Source organism: Kitasatospora sp. NPDC040550 (genome assembly GCF_055594965.1).
Map to the genome: position 1 here is coordinate 6,315 of NZ_JBVIWC010000046.1, position 14,758 is coordinate 21,072.

The 14,758-nt window shown below is 74.2% G+C and carries 16 protein-coding genes; 6 read left to right on the top strand and 10 right to left on the bottom strand.

Annotated elements, in window-relative coordinates; genetic code table 11:
- Positions 1 to 89: 89 nt before the first annotated feature.
- The 3 genes from ACZ58X_RS38655 to ACZ58X_RS38665 all read right to left on the bottom strand — a co-directional run bounded on the left by ACZ58X_RS38655 (position 90) and on the right by ACZ58X_RS38665 (position 3,533).
- Entirely contained in the window at positions 90 to 1,904 is a 1,815-nt protein-coding gene (locus ACZ58X_RS38655; protein WP_470338246.1) for an NHL domain-containing thioredoxin family protein, read from the bottom strand.
- Between the two features lie 347 nt (positions 1,905 to 2,251).
- Positions 2,252 to 2,986: a hypothetical protein gene (locus ACZ58X_RS38660; protein WP_470338247.1), complete on the bottom strand. Its 735-nt coding sequence runs from the start codon at positions 2,984 to 2,986 to the stop codon at positions 2,252 to 2,254.
- A gap of 40 nt (positions 2,987 to 3,026) precedes the next feature.
- Positions 3,027 to 3,533 (bottom strand): GNAT family N-acetyltransferase, encoded by a 507-nt coding sequence (locus tag ACZ58X_RS38665; RefSeq protein WP_470338248.1) that lies wholly within the window; start codon positions 3,531 to 3,533, stop codon positions 3,027 to 3,029.
- 117 nt (positions 3,534 to 3,650) lie between these two features.
- On the opposite strand from ACZ58X_RS38665, the gene ACZ58X_RS38670 reads away from it, so the two are divergent.
- The gene (locus tag ACZ58X_RS38670) at positions 3,651 to 4,139 is read left to right on the top strand and encodes an LURP-one-related/scramblase family protein (protein WP_470338271.1); all 489 of its coding nucleotides are present in this window, start codon (positions 3,651 to 3,653) and stop codon (positions 4,137 to 4,139) included.
- Position 4,140: 1 nt separating this feature from the next.
- Here ACZ58X_RS38670 and ACZ58X_RS38675 read toward each other — a convergent pair whose 3' ends face one another.
- On the bottom strand, positions 4,141 to 4,473 hold the full coding sequence (locus ACZ58X_RS38675; RefSeq protein WP_470338249.1) for a winged helix-turn-helix transcriptional regulator: 333 nt from the start codon (positions 4,471 to 4,473) through the stop codon (positions 4,141 to 4,143).
- Between the two features lie 96 nt (positions 4,474 to 4,569).
- Between ACZ58X_RS38675 and ACZ58X_RS38680 the strand changes: the two genes are divergently transcribed.
- Positions 4,570 to 5,460 carry an NAD(P)-dependent oxidoreductase gene (locus ACZ58X_RS38680; protein WP_470338250.1) on the top strand — a complete coding sequence of 297 codons (891 nt, stop codon included), beginning with the start codon at positions 4,570 to 4,572 and terminating at the stop codon, positions 5,458 to 5,460.
- Positions 5,461 to 5,483: 23 nt separating this feature from the next.
- On the top strand, positions 5,484 to 6,053 hold the full coding sequence (locus tag ACZ58X_RS38685) for a GNAT family N-acetyltransferase (RefSeq protein WP_470338251.1): 570 nt from the start codon (positions 5,484 to 5,486) through the stop codon (positions 6,051 to 6,053).
- 57 nt (positions 6,054 to 6,110) lie between these two features.
- On the opposite strand, the gene ACZ58X_RS38690 is transcribed toward ACZ58X_RS38685, so the two are convergent.
- Both ACZ58X_RS38690 and ACZ58X_RS38695 read right to left on the bottom strand, forming a co-directional pair.
- Positions 6,111 to 6,515, bottom strand: a complete 405-nt coding sequence (locus tag ACZ58X_RS38690; protein ID WP_470338252.1) for a PIN domain-containing protein — start codon at positions 6,513 to 6,515, stop codon at positions 6,111 to 6,113.
- Positions 6,512 to 6,787, bottom strand: a complete 276-nt coding sequence (locus ACZ58X_RS38695; protein ID WP_470338253.1) for a type II toxin-antitoxin system Phd/YefM family antitoxin — start codon at positions 6,785 to 6,787, stop codon at positions 6,512 to 6,514. Before ACZ58X_RS38695 ends, ACZ58X_RS38690 begins: the two co-directional genes overlap by 4 nt.
- A gap of 171 nt (positions 6,788 to 6,958) precedes the next feature.
- Here ACZ58X_RS38695 and ACZ58X_RS38700 point away from each other — a divergent pair, with 171 nt between their 5' ends.
- Both ACZ58X_RS38700 and ACZ58X_RS38705 read left to right on the top strand, forming a co-directional pair.
- Positions 6,959 to 7,909, top strand: coding sequence for a hypothetical protein (locus tag ACZ58X_RS38700; protein WP_470338254.1), 951 nt, complete (start codon positions 6,959 to 6,961; stop codon positions 7,907 to 7,909).
- Positions 7,910 to 8,081: 172 nt separating this feature from the next.
- Positions 8,082 to 8,984 (top strand): class I SAM-dependent methyltransferase, encoded by a 903-nt coding sequence (locus ACZ58X_RS38705; RefSeq protein ID WP_470338255.1) that lies wholly within the window; start codon positions 8,082 to 8,084, stop codon positions 8,982 to 8,984.
- Positions 8,985 to 9,022: 38 nt separating this feature from the next.
- Here ACZ58X_RS38705 and ACZ58X_RS38710 read toward each other — a convergent pair whose 3' ends face one another.
- Positions 9,023 to 9,673, bottom strand: a complete 651-nt coding sequence (locus ACZ58X_RS38710) for a LuxR C-terminal-related transcriptional regulator (RefSeq protein ID WP_470338256.1) — start codon at positions 9,671 to 9,673, stop codon at positions 9,023 to 9,025.
- Positions 9,637 to 11,001: a sensor histidine kinase gene (locus ACZ58X_RS38715; protein WP_470338257.1), complete on the bottom strand. Its 1,365-nt coding sequence runs from the start codon at positions 10,999 to 11,001 to the stop codon at positions 9,637 to 9,639. Before ACZ58X_RS38715 ends, ACZ58X_RS38710 begins: the two co-directional genes overlap by 37 nt.
- Positions 11,002 to 11,264: 263 nt before the next feature.
- On the opposite strand from ACZ58X_RS38715, the gene ACZ58X_RS38720 reads away from it, so the two are divergent.
- Positions 11,265 to 13,310 (top strand): serine hydrolase domain-containing protein, encoded by a 2,046-nt coding sequence (locus tag ACZ58X_RS38720; RefSeq protein ID WP_470338258.1) that lies wholly within the window; start codon positions 11,265 to 11,267, stop codon positions 13,308 to 13,310.
- Between the two features lie 52 nt (positions 13,311 to 13,362).
- On the opposite strand, the gene ACZ58X_RS38725 is transcribed toward ACZ58X_RS38720, so the two are convergent.
- A complete protein-coding gene (locus ACZ58X_RS38725; protein WP_470338259.1) occupies positions 13,363 to 13,566 on the bottom strand; it encodes a hypothetical protein in 204 nt (67 codons plus the stop codon).
- Between the two features lie 72 nt (positions 13,567 to 13,638).
- Positions 13,639 to 14,748 (bottom strand): class I SAM-dependent methyltransferase, encoded by a 1,110-nt coding sequence (locus tag ACZ58X_RS38730; RefSeq protein WP_470338260.1) that lies wholly within the window; start codon positions 14,746 to 14,748, stop codon positions 13,639 to 13,641.
- Positions 14,749 to 14,758: the final 10 nt, after the last annotated feature.

Genomic DNA, 14,758 nt, shown 5'->3' on the forward strand with positions numbered 1-14,758 from the left:
GGGGGGTGTGGGGGGGGGCGGGAGGGGGGGGTGGGGGCTATTCTCTCCCCCTTCCCCCCCCCCCCCCCCCCCCCCCCCCCCTCGCCCGGCTACTCCATGCCCGCCAGGACCAGCGGGAGGCGGCGCACGCCGTCGGCGACCAGCTTCACCGGCACGCCCCAGTCCTGCTGGTGCACGTGGCAGGCCGGGTACTCGATCTCCGGGTCGTCGTCGCAGGAGGCGGCCATCGCCGAGACGTGCAGCACGCCCTCGGTCACCTCGGCGGAGAGCACCAGCTCGCGGGAGAGGGCGGAGTCCGCGCCCGCACCGGAGACCAGCAGCTCCGGCGGGGTCGAGCTGACCAGCAGCCGGGTGGACGGGCCGTAGCGCTCGTCCAGCTTCTGGCCGCTCGGCGCCTCGAACACCACGTCCAGCCGCAGGGCGCCCGGGGCGACCTCGGTGGCCGCGCGCCGGGTGCGGTGCGCCACCGACTCCACCCGCACCGCCTCCTCCGGCAGCCGCAGCCTGGTCAGCCGGTGCCGGGCCGACTCGACCACCACGATGTCGCCGTCGACCAGCACCGCCCCGGAGGGCTCCCGCAGGTCGGTGGCCAGGGTGGTGACCTCGCCGCTTGCCGGGTCGAAGCGGCGCAGCGCGTGGTTGTAGGTGTCGCTGACGGCCACCGAGCCGTCCGGCAGCACGGTGACGCCCAGCGGGTGCTGGAACAGGGCCTGGTCGGCGGCGCCGTCCCGGTGGCCGAAGTCGAACAGGCCGGTCCCGACCGCCGTTTCGACCGTCCCCGTTTCACGTGAAACGAAGCGCAGCGCGGAGGTCTCCGAGTCGGCGACCCAGAGCCGCTCGCCGTCCGCGGAGACCGCGAGGCCGGACGGCTGGGCGAACCAGGCCTCGGCGACCGGGCCGTCCACCAGGCCCTCGTTGGTGGTGCCGGCCGCCACGCCGACCGTGCCGGCCGCCGGGTCGTACGCCCACAGCTGGTGCACGCCCGCCATCGCGATCCACACCTTGCCGTCGAACCAGGCGACGTCCCACGGCGAGGAGAGGTCCACCTCGCGGGCCGGGCCCTCGGTCGGCGAGCCCTGCCACCACTGGCGGCCGGTGCCCGCCAGGGTGGTCACGCTGCCGTCGGCCAGCCGCACGCCGCGCAGCGCGTGGTTCACGGTGTCCGCGACGACCACGTCGTAGTCGTGGCCCTCCGGCAGCAGCGCCAGGCCCTGCGGCTCGCTGAACCGCGGGCTGGTGCCGTCCACCAGGCCGCGCTGCCCGTCGCCGATCCGGCGCACCACCGTCTCGCCGTCCTCGGCCAGCTCGACCAGCGAGTGGTGGCCGGAGTCGGCCACCAGGAAGTGGCCGTTCGGCAGCCGCACCGCCTTGCCGGGGAACTTGAGGTCCTCGCTGCTCGGCTCCGGCGGCACGTACGGGCCGTCGCCGCGCCGCAGCGTGCCCTTGGCCTCGTGCTCCGCCTCCAGCTCGGCCACCAGCCGGGCGATCGCGTGCGCGTGGCCCTCACCGGCGTGCTGGGCCACCACGTAGCCCTCGGGGTCGATCACCACGAGCGTCGGCCAGGCCCGCACGGCGTACTGCTTCCAGGTCGCCAGCGCCGGGTCGTCCAGCACCGGGTGGTGCACCTCGTACCGGGCGACGGCGTCCACCACGGCCTGGTGGTCGGCCTCGTGCACGAACTTGGGCGAGTGCACCCCGACGATCACCACGGTGTCGCGGTGCCGCTCCTCCAGCTCGCGGAGTTCGTCCAGGACGTGCAGACAGTTGATGCAGCAGAAGGTCCAGAAGTCCAGGACGGTGATCTTGCCCCGGAAGTCGGCGAGGGTGAGGTCCTTGCCGCCGGTGTTCAGCCAGCCGCCTGCCCCGACCAGTTCGGGGGCGCGTACGCGTGCACGAGATGCCATGGGTGTATCCAACCCCATCGGGGGCGGGGGTGTTCCGGGGGTGGGGGGCCGCTGCGCGGGGCTGGGGTGTGGGGGTGGGCTTTCGGGAGGGTGGGTGGGTCCGGGGGCGGTTCCGGGGGTGGGCGCTCCGGGGGCTGGATGATTTTCAGACCGCCGACCCTCATCGGGGGGTGTTGGGCGCCGTTGGCGGTCTGAAAATCACCCGTCACGGCCCCTTCCGCACCCACCCCCTCCACCGCCCCCTCCCGCAGCGCGTCCCTCTCGCCTTGGTCGGGTGGGGGGAGGTGGGTGGTGGGGGTGGTTGGTGTGAGTGGGTTGGGGTTGGGGTTGGGGGGTTGGGGGTGGGGTCAGGGGAGGAGGCGGAGGTCGGTGGTGGGTTGGGTGGCGGTCTGGTGGCGGAGGAGGTGGGGGCCGAGCCAGAGGGCGAGGTCGATCTGTTCGCCGGGGCGGGTGAGGGTGGCGGTGAGGTGGTCGGCGAAGGCGTCGAGCTGGTCGGGGGTGACTCGGCGGGCGGTGTAGCGGGTGGTGTGCTGGGTGGGGAGTTCGGCGGCGCGGGCGGTGAGGGCGCGGGTGATCCCGTCGGGGCCCGGGGCCGGGAAGGGGGCGGTGGGGGTGGCCGGGGTGGTGGGGGTCTCGGTGCCCCACCAGAGGGTCAGGTCGACGTCTGCGGGCTCCGGGCCGAGGAGGGTGCGGGCGGCCGTCCAGTAGCCGTCGGCGCCGGAGGAGTCGATGCCGAAGGCGGCCTCCACCAGGCCGTGGCGGCGCAGCAGGGCGACCGTCTCGCGGGCGTGGGCGCGGAGCACCGCGTAGGTGTCCAGCGGGTGGGGCTCGCGCCGGGCGGGGGTGAGGACCAGCCAGTGGTCGTAGCGGTGTTCGGCGGCGCGGCCGGGGCGGGGGCCGAGGAGGTCGGCGGGGTCGGTGGAGAGGCGGACCCGCATGGTGCTGCCGCCGTCCGGGGCGGTGGCCTCGCCCCAGGGCCCGCCGTCCGCCCCGTACCGGAGGCCGAGCAGGGCGGCCAGTTCGCCGGTGGTGGGGGCGCGGCCCGCGGGCCAGCGCAGGTGGAGGTCGGCGTCGACGGACACGGGGTGCTCCTGGGGCTGCCGGGCGGGGTCCGCTCGGATGCTACGGGTGCGGAAGATCGGCCTGCCAGCGGATTTCGCCGTCCACGGTGTGCGGGGTGGGGTGCAGGCCGAGGGCGCGGGCGATGCGGGCGGAGGCGTGGTGGTCGGGGTGGACGTGGGCGACGGCGGTGGTGATGCCGGCGGCGGTGAGGTGGGCGAGCAGGGTGCGGGCGGCCTCGGTGGCCAGGCCGCGGCCCTGCCAGGGGGTGCCGACCACCCAGGCGAGTTCGGCCTCGGCGGCCGCGGGGTGGACGGTGGCCTGGACGTAGCCGGTCAGGGCGCCGTCGGCGCGCAGCCGCAGCACCCAGTTGCCCCAGACCTCGGCCGGGTCGGGGGAGCCGGCGGCGAGCCGGGTGCAGCGGGCGTGCCACTGCGCGGGGGTGGCGGGGCTGCCGCCGGTGAAGGCGTGCAGGGCCGGGTCGGCGAGGGCGGCGGCGAGTTCGTCGGCGTGCTCGGGGGCGAGGGGGAGGAGGTCGAGGTGCTCGCTGTGCAGGGGGGTGATCAGCATGGCGGTATTCAAGCGGGTGGTGTGGAGGCGGTGGTGGGCTCGGCGCGGCGGTGCTTCCCGGCGGGTGCGGGGGAGGGTCGAATGGGTGGTTCGAGTCCGACGACGGAGGAGGCCCACGTGCGGTACCTGGTCAGGGAGAAGCTGTTCGCGGTCGGTGACGACTACTGGATCGAGGACGACCGGGGGCACAAGGCCTACCTGGTGGACGGCAAGGTGCTGCGGCTGCGGCACACCTTCGAGCTCAAGGACGCGCACGGGCACGTGGTCGCGGTGGTGAAGGAGAAGATGCTGACCGTCCGCGACGCGATGAAGATCGAGGACGCCGACGGCGAAGTGGTCGCGACCGTACGGGAGAAGCTGTTCACCCCGTTCCGCGACAAGTACCTGGTGGAGCTGGCCTCCGGCGGCGAGCTCAGGATCCATGGCAACCTGATCGACAAGGACTACCGGGTCGAGAACCACCACGGCGACCAGCTCGCCCGGATCTCCCGCAAGTGGTTCCGGGTCCGTGACACCTACGGGGTGGAGGTCGCCGACGGGGCGGACACCGGGCTGCTGCTCGCGATCGCGGCCTGCGTCGACCACCTGGTGGCGGAGGAGCACTGAGTCACCGGTTCAGGACGTGGTCCCGGCCCCAGGCGCCCAGCGGGGCCAGGGCCGCGTTCAGCCGCCGTCCCGCGTCGGTCAGCGCGTACTCGACCCGGGGCGGCACCTCGTCATGGGCCTCCCGGCGCACGATGCCGTCCGCCTCCAGTTCGCGCAGGTGGGCGGCCAGCACCTTCTCGGTGATCCCCGGCACCAGCCGGCGCAGCTCGCCGAAGCGGCAGTGCGGTCGCTCGCCGAGGGCCCACAGGATCAGCACCTTCCACTTGCCGCCGATCACGTCCATCGCGGCGTCGATCCCGCAGACGTGCGCCCCCGGCCTCGGCACGGTCGCCATGCCCACCCCTTCCGACCTCGTCGCTCACCCCAGGGTAACCACCCACTCCGAAGTGCGTACTTGATCACGGATGCGGCCGGGCCGAGGCTGATCGGCATGGCACAGAACACAGTTGAGACCTCGCCCAAGACCCACGTCACCCTGCTCGGCCTCGGCGCGATGGGCACCGCGCTGGCCCGCGCCTGGCTCGCCGCCGGGCACCCGCTGACCGTCTGGAACCGCACCGCCGCCCGCGCCGAACCGCTCGCCGCCGAGGGAGCCGTGGTGGCGGCCAGCGCCGCCGAGGCCATCGCCGCCGGGCGGCTGGTGGTGGTCTGCCTGCTCGACGACGACTCCGTCGAACAGGCGCTGGACGGGGTCGAGCTGGCCGGGAAGGACCTGGTCGACCTGGTCACCAGCACCCCCGGCCAGGCCCGCGCCCGGGCCGCCCGGGCCGAGGCGCGCGGGGCCCGCTACCTGGACGGCGGGATCATGGCCGTCCCGCCGATGATCGGCGTCCCGGCGGCCGGGGCGTACGTCTTCTACAGCGGCTCGGCGGACCTCTTCGCGGAGCACCGGGACGCGCTGACCGCCCCGGCCGGGGCCCGGTACGTCGGCGCGGACGCCGGGCACGCGGCGCTGCACGACGTGGCGCTGCTCAGCGCGATGTACGGGATGTTCGCCGGGATCGCTCACGCTTTCGCGCTGGTCCGGGGCGAGGCGGTGGCGCCGGGGGAGCTGGCGCCGCTGCTGCGGGACTGGCTGACCGCGATGGCCGGGTCGGTCGAACGGACGGCGGCGCAGCTGGAGAGCGGGGACCACACCACCGGCGTGGTCTCCAACCTGGCGATGCAGGTCGCGGGCAAGGGGACGCTGCTGCGCACCGCCGAGGAGCAGGGGGTGAGCGTCGAACTGCTGTCCCCGTACTTCCGGCTGATGGAACACCGGTTGGCGCTCGGCAGCGGCGCCGAGGACCTCACCGGGGTGGTCGACCTGCTGCGGCGGTGAGGGCCGGCCGGTAACGTACCGGCATGGCTGACCTTGAAGAACGCGCCAATGTCGTCGCGTCCGGCCCCCGGCAGACCGGTGCGGGGGTGGGCGTCCGCCGGCGCCGCGCCGCCGATCTCGCCGACTGCGTACGGGCCCTGGGCGACGTCCACACCACCGACGGCTACCCCGCCGAGTGGCCCGAGCGGCCCGCCGCCTGGCTGAGCCCGGACGGCCTGCTGGCCGCCTGGGTCGCCGAGGCGGACGGCCGGATCGTCGGCCACGTCGGCCTGGTCCGCAGCGGCCCCGGCGACCTCGCCCCCGGGCTGTGGAGCCTGCGCACCGGCGGCAGACCGGAGCTCACCGCCCTGATCGGCCGCCTGTACGTGGCCCCGGCCGCCCGCGGCCGCGGGGCCGGCACCGGGCTGCTCGCCCACGCCGTGGTGCACGCCCGGACCCTCGGCCTGCACCCCGTGCTCGACGTGCTCGCCACCGACACCGCCGCCCTGGCCCTCTACCGCCGCCTCGGCTGGACCCTGCTCGGCAGCGGCGAACAGCGCTGGGCCTCCGGCCGCACGGTCGACGTGCACTGCTTCGCCGCGCCGCGGGGGTAGGGCCGGCGGGTGCGGATCGGGTGGCTCCGGCGGCTCGGACGGTCGGGCCGCCGGACGTCAGAGCCCGATGACCTCGACGCCCTGCTCCAGGCCGATGAAGTCGTCCGCGTTCCGGGTGTAGAGCGGCAAGCCGTGGGCGGCCGCCGTTGCCGCGATCATCAGATCCATGCGGCGAGGCCGGGGATCGCGCTTGGCCTGGATGGTGAGCGCGGTCAGCGTGCCGAACCTCCGAGCTGCCTCCCGGTCGAACGGGAGCGCGGTGAACTCCGCCTCCACGTCCGCGAGCCGCTGTGCCCTGGCCAGCACCTGCACGGGATCCTTGGCCATCGCGACGCCTTGGGTGAGTTCGGCCAGCACGATGGATGCCACTGCGGCTTCGACCGGCAGGAGCCGCGGGTCGATCCGAGGCAGGTCGATCACGACGCCGGTGTCGAGCAGCCCGCGTTGGTGTCGCCCGGTCACGCCTGCTCCCACGGGTCGTCGTCGCCGACCCGGTCCTCGTCGCCGTAGAAGGCATCGGCTTCGGCACGCATCTCTGCTGCGTCGATCACGGGTGCGTTCTGCCACTTCCGTTGGAGCTCTTCGACGGGGACGAACCGGCGGCGACTGCTGATCGGCCGGACCTCGGCGATCTCGGTGCCGTTTCGGGTGACGTGGTAGATCTCTCCGGCTTCGACGTCGTCGAGTACGGCCTTGGACCGCGCCGCGAGTTCGCGCTGCGTGATGGTCTTCATGGGAGCCATTGTATTGCGGCGTAATGCAGCGTGTAGCGGCTCGGTGCGGGGTGGTGGCTCAGAGGCCAGGAGTGGGAGCGCGCTCGAAGGCGCGGAGATCCCCCGGCGGGGGGAGGGGGATGGTCATGCCGGGGGAGGCCGGGGCCGGGACGGGCGGGTGAGCCTGGGGCCATGGTGATCGGGGAGTGGGTGCGGGACGGTCGGGCGGTGGTCGGCTGGGGCCTCGGGTACGCGGGGTTCGGGGCGGGCTGCGGGCTGAGCGGGACGGCGCTGTGGGGGACCGGCTGGGTCGGGTGGGCGGTCGCCGGGGTCGGGGCGGTGGCGGTCGGCGCGGGGTGGGCGGCGGCGCGGGGGCGGCCGGGGCGGTGGCTGACCGGGGGGCTCTGGCTGCTGTGCGGGCTGGCCGCGGTGGCGTCCTGGAGCCTGCTGATGGACGTGGTGACGCTGCTGTTCGGGCAGGCCGTGGACAGCGTCCCGGACGCGGTGCACAAGGTGCTGGCGGCGGCCGGGGCGCTGCTGCTGGCGCGCACCGCGCGGGCCCGGGGGCCGGTCCCGGTTCGGGCGGCCTTCCGGCCGCCGCCCTCGGCGGCCCCGGCCGCCGTCCAACTCGCCGCCTGGGCGGGGACCTTGGCCTTCGTGCCGTACGTGGTGATGAAGCTGGTCTGGGCCTTCGGCGGCAGCTTCGCGGGGATCAGCGGCGACCGGATGTACGCCGACTACGTGCGCAACGGCTCCTCGGGGCTCTGGCTCGCCCTGGAGCGCTGGGGGCTGGACGGCACCGTGCTGCTGGCGGCGGTCGGGGTGTTCCTGCTGTGGGGGCTGGTGCGGCCGTGGGGGCAGGTGTTCCCGCGCTGGACCCTGCCGCTGCGCGGCCGGCCGGTACCGCGCTGGCTGCCGCTCACCCCGGCGCTGATCGGCGCGGTCACGCTGGCGCCGTACGGGCTGCTCGGGATCGGCTACCTGTCGCTGTGCGCGGCCGGGGTGATCGGGATGCGCGTGGGCGCGCTGGGGACGCCGGAGCAGGCGATGCAGATCGGGTGGGTCGGGATGTGCGCCTTCGCCGGGTACGGGGTGGCGCTGGCGGTGGCCACCCGCTCGTACTGGCGGCGGACCGGGGCGTGAGCGGGGCGGGGACGGGAGGGAGGTGTTTGCTGAGATGGCAACAAAGCTTGCCGACACGGGATGGTCGGTCGCAGCCTGGCGGTGGAGGTGAGCGACGATGCGCGAGAAGGCGACGACCTGAGCGGGGAAGCCACCACCGACCCACCGACCCCTTCACCGGAGAGGCAACACCATGTCTGCACACCAGCACCAGCACCCGCAGCACGGGCAGCACTGGCACGGCCACGGCCACGGCCAGGTGCCCGCCGCCGACCTCGACTGGGACGCGCTCGCGGCGCACCTGGAGCGGGAGGCCGACCTGCGGGCCGACGCCGTCACCGCGGCCGGGCAGTGGCTGTCCGGCCTCGCCGGGGGCGGTACGGTCCGCCGGGTCCTCGACGTCGGCGCCGGGCCCGGGGTGATCGCCCAGCAGCTCGCGGCCGTCTTCCCGGCCGCCGAGGTGGTCGCCGTCGACCGGTCGGCCGCCCTGCTGGAGCGCGCCCGGACCCGCTCCGGCGGCCGGCTGGCCACCCGACAGGCCGACCTGCCCGCCGAGTTCGACAAGCTCGGCGAGGCCGACCTGATCTGGTCCGGCAACGCGATCCACCACCTCGGCGACCAGCAGGCCGCGCTCACCGCGCTGGCCGGACGGCTGCGCCCCGGCGGCCTGCTCGCCGTCGCGGAGAGCGGGCTGCCGCCGCGCTTCCTGCCCCGCGACTTCGGCCTCGGCCGGCCCGGCTTCCAGGCCCGGCTGGACGCCGCCCACGAGGACGGCTTCGCCGCCATGCGGGCCGAACTGCCCGACGCCACCGAGGAGATCGAGGACTGGCCGGCCATGCTCCGGCGGGCCGGACTCGAACCCAGCGGCACCCGGACCTTCCTGGTCGACCACCCGGCGCCGCTGGCCCGCCCGGTCCGCGAGTACCTGCACACCCAGCTGGTCCGGCGCCACGACCAGCTGGCCGAGGCGATCGACCCGCGGGACCGGGCGACCCTGGAGGCGCTGATCGACGAGGACGCGCCGACCGGGATCCTGCGGCGGGCGGACGCCTTCTACCTGTCGGCGATGACGGTGCACACCGGGCGCAGGGTCTGAGCGGGCCGCCGCGCGGGGCCGGGGCGGATCCGGCTGGGTCAGGGGGCGACCTGGAGGAAGGCCAGGACGGCCAGGACCCGGCGGTGGTCCTCCTCGGAGGGGGGCAGGTCGAGCTTGAGGAAGATGTTCGCGGTGTGCTTCTTCACGGCCCGCTCGGTGATCACCATCCGCTCGGCGATGGCCCCGTTCGAGCGTCCCTCCGCCATGAGTTCCAGGACTTCGCGCTCCCGCGGGGTCAGGCGCTCCAGCGGCTTGCTGCGGCTGGTGTTGTTGACCAGCATCGCGATCACCTGCGGGTCCAGCGCGGTGCCGCCCGCCGCCACCCGGTGGACCGTGGCCACGAACTCGTCGGGGTCGAAGACCCGGTCCTTGAGCAGGTAGCCGATCGCGCCGCTGCCGTCGGCGAGCAACTCCTTGGCGTAGAGCTGCTCCACGTACTGGGAAAGCACGAGCACCGGCAGACCGGGGATCTGCCGGCGCGCTTCCAGAGCCGCCTGCAGGCCCTCGTCGGTGAACGTCGGGGGGAGTCGTACGTCGACGACTGCCACGTCCGGCCGTTCGGTGAGGAGGGCCTGCAACAGGTCCGGTCCGGTGTCCACCGCGGCCACGACCTCGAAGTCGTAGGCCTGCAGCATCCGGACCAGGCCGTCCCTCAGGAGGAAGAGGTCCTCCGCGAGTACAACTCGCACGGCAGCTCCATCGTCAGGGTCGTGGGGCCGCCGAGCGGGCTGCGGACGGCCAGGACTCCGTCGAAGGTAGCAAGCCGGCGCTCCAGGCCGCGCAGGCCGGTGCCGCGCGAGGGGTCGGCGCCGCCGGTGCCGTCGTCCGTGATCTGCGCCTTCAGGGTGCCGTTCTCGTACCAGAGTTGGACGTCGACGTGGCTCGCACCGGAGTGCTTGGCGGCGTTGGTGAGCGCCTCGGAGACCGCGAAGTAGACGGCGGACTCGACCGGGGCCTCGGGGCGGCCGGGCAGTTCGGCGGAGACCGTCACGTTCAGCGGGCTGTCCATGCCGAGGGCCCGGACGGCGTCGGCCAGGCCGCGGTCGGCCAGCACCGGCGGGTGGATGCCGCGGACCAGGTCGCGCAGCTCGTTCAGGGCGGAGGCGGAGGCCTGACGGGTCTCGGCGAGCAGCTGCTTGGCGGCCTCCGGGTCACGCTCGACCAGCCGCTCGGCGACGCCCAGGTTCATGCCCATGGCCACCAGCCGGGCCTGCGCACCGTCGTGCAGGTCCCGCTCGATCCGGCGCAGTTCGGCGGCCTGAGTGGTCAGCGCGTCGCGTCGGGTCTCGGTGAGGTGGGCGACCTTGCGCTCGGCGGCCAGCGCCTCGGCCCGGGCGGTCGGGCCCAGCAGCGCCTTGGCGAGCGCGGTGTGGCCGCGCAGGGCGGCCGGGGCGAGCGCCAGGCCGGCCAGCATCACCGGGACGCCGAACAGGGCGGCGGTGCCGGCGGCACCCGAGTCGGTGACGTGGATCCACAGGTACCAGGTGTTGCCGCCGTTGTCGGCGATCGACTGCCAGACCTGCGGCAGCACCAGGCCGAAGACGCCGTAGCCGACCACCAGGAGCGGGAACAGCGCCACCGTGAAGCCGATCACCGGGTCGACCAGCAGCCAGAGCAGATCGCGCCAGGTGGCCTGGTCCGACAGCATCGCCTGGCAGCGCTTCCAGGCCCCCTGGAGGCCGGGCGCGGTCTCCGGCAGCGGCTGGTAGGGGTCACGGATCTCGACGCCGGCCCAGCGGGCGGCGAGCCGGCGCCGCAGCCCGGCCAGGCCGCGGACCGCCAGGATCGTGGGCGGCACCAGCAGCGCGCCGACCGCGAGGCCCATCAGCGAGGCGGCGACCGAGGCGCCGACCAGCAGCAGCAGCTGCGGCACGGCGAACGCGGCCAGCGCGGGGCCCCGCAGCAGGGACCGGACCGCGTTGCCCAGCATGCCGAGCGGGTTGCGCCGGCTGCGGCCGCCCGTGGTGTCGGTGTTCTGCACGTTGTTCACAACTCCCGTGGTGATGCTGCTGGTCATGACCGCTCGGCCCTTTCCGTGACGGCCTCGCGGCCGGTATCCCTACCCGTTGCTTGCTGACGACATCCAGACTGCCGTCCGCCGCCGCTCCGATCACTGGGCCCTGGACCCCTGTTGGTGGTACCTGGGTACACCCCCCGATCGACGCCCAGAGGCCATGTCCCGGAAACGGTGCCCGGCCTAGTGTTACGGGTGTCGGGGAGCGGCCCGCCGCAAGGGCGCCGGAGCTTCCGCAAATCACTTGTATCGAACGGGAGTTCATCATGAGCGTGCGACGCGTCGAGGGGAACCGGCCGCTGGTCCGGCGGGGCTGGGTGCGACTGGTCCTGGTGCTCGCGGCGATCGGCCTGTTCCTGTACGGGCTCACGCCGGACCGTGCCCACGCGGCCACCACGACGGCGGGCAGCGGGAGTTCGGCGGCTGCGGGCGGCTCGACGGCACCACCCGACCCCGGATCGGTGAAGCGGCTGTTCGACGAGATCGTGCCGAAGCTGCTCGCCGAGCACAAGATCCCCGGCGCGGCGGTCAGCGTGGTGGCCGGCGGCAAGCAGGTCTTCGCCGGCGGCTACGGCGTCTCCGACGTGCCCGGACACAAGGCCGTCGACCCCGACCGGACCGCGTTCTTCATGGGCTCCGACGCGAAGGTGTTCACCGCCGTCGCCGTCCTCCAGCAGGTCCGGGCCGGGAAGTTGGACCTGCACGCGGACGTCAACACCTACCTGGGCACGTTCAGGATCAAGGACAGCTACCCGGGACACCCGGTCACCGTCGAGAACCTGCTCACCCACACCGGCGGCTTCGACGACACCTTCATGGGGCTGGCCGAGGCCGGGCCGCAGCACGTCGGGAGCCTGGGCGACGCGCTGGCCGCCCACCAGCCGGACCGGGTCCGGGCGCCCGGGGTGGTCGCCGCGTACGACAACTACGGCGTCGCGCTCGCCGGTTACCTGGTCGAGGTGGTCTCCGGACAGTCCTTCGACCAGTACGTCGCGCAGCACGTGCTGCAGCCGCTCGGCATGGAGCGCACCACCTTCACCCAGCCCCACCCGGCCGCCGTCGACGCCGAACTCGCCCACGGCTACCGGCCCGAGGGCGACGGCCAGACCGAGACCAAGGGCCTGTACGGGCCGCTCACCCCGACCGGCGCGGCCGCCGTCACCACCGTCACCGACACGGGGCGGCTGCTGCTCGCCCTGCTGAACGGCGGCTCCCTGGAGGGGCGTTCGGTCCTGGACCGGGACGGCACCGCGCAGCTGCTCGCCCGGCACTTCGGGCCCGACCAGCGGATGCCCGGGATGGCCTACCTGCTGGAACAGCGCAACCGCAACGGGCAGCAGCTGCTGGTCAAGGACGGCGACGTGCCGGGATTCCACAGCAACCTGGCGCTGCTGCCGGAGCGGGGCGTCGGGCTGTACGTGACCGTCAACGGGGACGGGGAGGACTCCACCGGGGGATGGACGACGCAGCAGGTGCTCAACGCCTTCGTGGACCGCTTCTACCCGGCCCCGGCCGCCGCCGCTGCGGCGGTGGTGGGCGGGGACCTGGGGAAGTTCACCGGGGACTACCGGTCGACCCGGGTCAGTCAGTCCAACCTGACCAGGGCGTCGGCGCTGATGGGGTCCGTGCACGTGGCCGCGCGGGGCGCGGAGCTGGTCGTGAGCGGCCCGGTGAGCCGGGATCCGCAGGTGGACGAGACCCGGTGGCAGCAGGTGGAGCCGGGGCTGTTCCAGCAGGTGGGCGGGAGCGCCCGGATCGCCTTCGAGCTGAACGGGGACGGGGACGTCGTCTCCATGCTGACCGACAGCGACCCGACCGTCGCGTACCAGCCGCTGGCCTGGTACCAGGCGCCGGAACTGCACCAGCGGGTGGCGCTCGGGAGCCTGGTGCTGCTGGGGCTCACGGTGATCGGGTGGCTGGTCGCCGCGGTGGTGCGGTCGGTGCGGGGCAAGGGGCGGGCCGGGGCGCCGGCGGCACGACTGCTGGGGTGGGTGACGGGGCTGCTGCTGGTCGTGGCGACCGGCTGCTTCGCGCTGCTGACCTCGGACTCCAACGCTCTCAACCAGACGCTGTTCCTGGGCGATTCGGCGCTGCTGACGGTGGTGCCGGCGATGTACCTCGGGGCCCTGGGGCTGACCCTGCTGACGGTGGTCTGCGCGGTCCTCGCCTGGACGCGGGGCTGGTGGGGGGTGTTCGGCCGGCTGCACTACACGGTGGTGGCGGTGGCGGCGGTGCTGTTCCTGGTGCTGGCCGGGGGCTACGACCTCATCGGGACCGGGCACTTGGCGGGCTCCTTGGATCTGATCGGGTGAGGTGGGAGAGGACGGCCACGGCCCCCGGCGGCGAGCCGGGGGCCGTTGGGCGTCAGGCGACGATCTGCCAGGAGGTGGTGGGCACGGGCGGGCGGAGGGAGACGTCGTGCCAGCGGACGGTGCGCCGGGTGGGCGGGGCGGTGGCGGATCCCGCGGTGCGGGTGGCGCGGTGCCGGAGGAGCAGGACGGTGAGGGTGGCGACCTCCTCGGGAGTGAGGTCCTGGTCGGTGCGGAAGAGGGCGGGGCGGTCGGTCACGGGAGCCTCCGGGCGAGGGAACCCCGACGGCCCCGACGCGGGGCGTCGGGGCCGTCGAGGGGGGTGGGTGGGTCAGGCGTGCTTGACCAGGAGGAGGCGGTGCATGGGGGTGTCGAGCAGGGCGACCCGGCGCAGGCCGGCGTCGGCGAGCCACTGGTCGTAGTCGTGGACGGTGAAGGCGTCACCGCCGCCGGTGGCGAGCATGGAGGCGGCGAAGAGGCGGAAGAAGCGGTTCTGGGTGTTCCCGTCGGTGCTGTCCTCGTCGACGATGTGGTCGGCGATGGCGATGACGCCGTCCTCGGTGAGGGCCTTGGCGGAGCGCAGGAGGAGCTCGCGGGCCGACTCGGGGGTCTGGAGGTGGAAGATGTTGACGAAGAGGGCGACGTCGACGCCGGTGCCCCAGTCGTCGGCCCAGAAGTCGGCGATCTCCGGGTTGAAGCGCTCGGCGACGCCGAGGCGGTGGGCCTGGGCGTTGGCGATCGGGACGATCCGCTCGGCGTCCAGGGCCCGGGCGTTGAGGCCGCTGAACTCCTGGAGCAGCAGCTGGCTGTAGATGCCGGTGCCGCAGCCGACGTCGAGCAGGGTGCGGCCGGTGCCGTCGGTCCAGCCCTGCTCGCGGAGGGCGTCGGCGAGGGTGGCGGCGATCGGCGGGGCCCAGAAGTTGATGCCGCGGACGAGGGAGGTGTAGTCCTCCTCGGAGATCTGGTTGAGCTGCTGGGAGCCCTCGGAGTTGCGGGCGCCGGTACGGACGTTGGTGGCGAGGTTGCGCCAGGCGCCCCAGGCGACGTTGCGGTCGTGCCGGATCTTGCCGACCAGGCTGTACAGGCCCTCGGGGGCGAAGACGTCGTGCATCTCCGGTGGCAGGGTGTAGACCGCCTGGCCGTCCGCCGCGCGGCTGCGCTCGACCACGTCGTAGGCGGCCAGGCCGTCCAGCAGGACGCGGGTGGCGCGCAGGTCGGTGCCGAGCCGGCTGGAGAGCTCGCCGGCGGTGGCCGGGGCGGCGATCAGGGCGGTGAAGGCGCCGAGGTCGTGGGCGGCCTCGATGACGCCGGTGGCCCAGATGCCGATGAGGTGCTCGTACATCCGGTGGGCGGCGTTGACGCCGGTGCCGCGGCCGGGGAGCAGCTCGGTGTCGACGAGCGGGGTGTGGTTGTCGAAGGTGCGCACGGCGGGGATGGTCATGGTCGTTTCT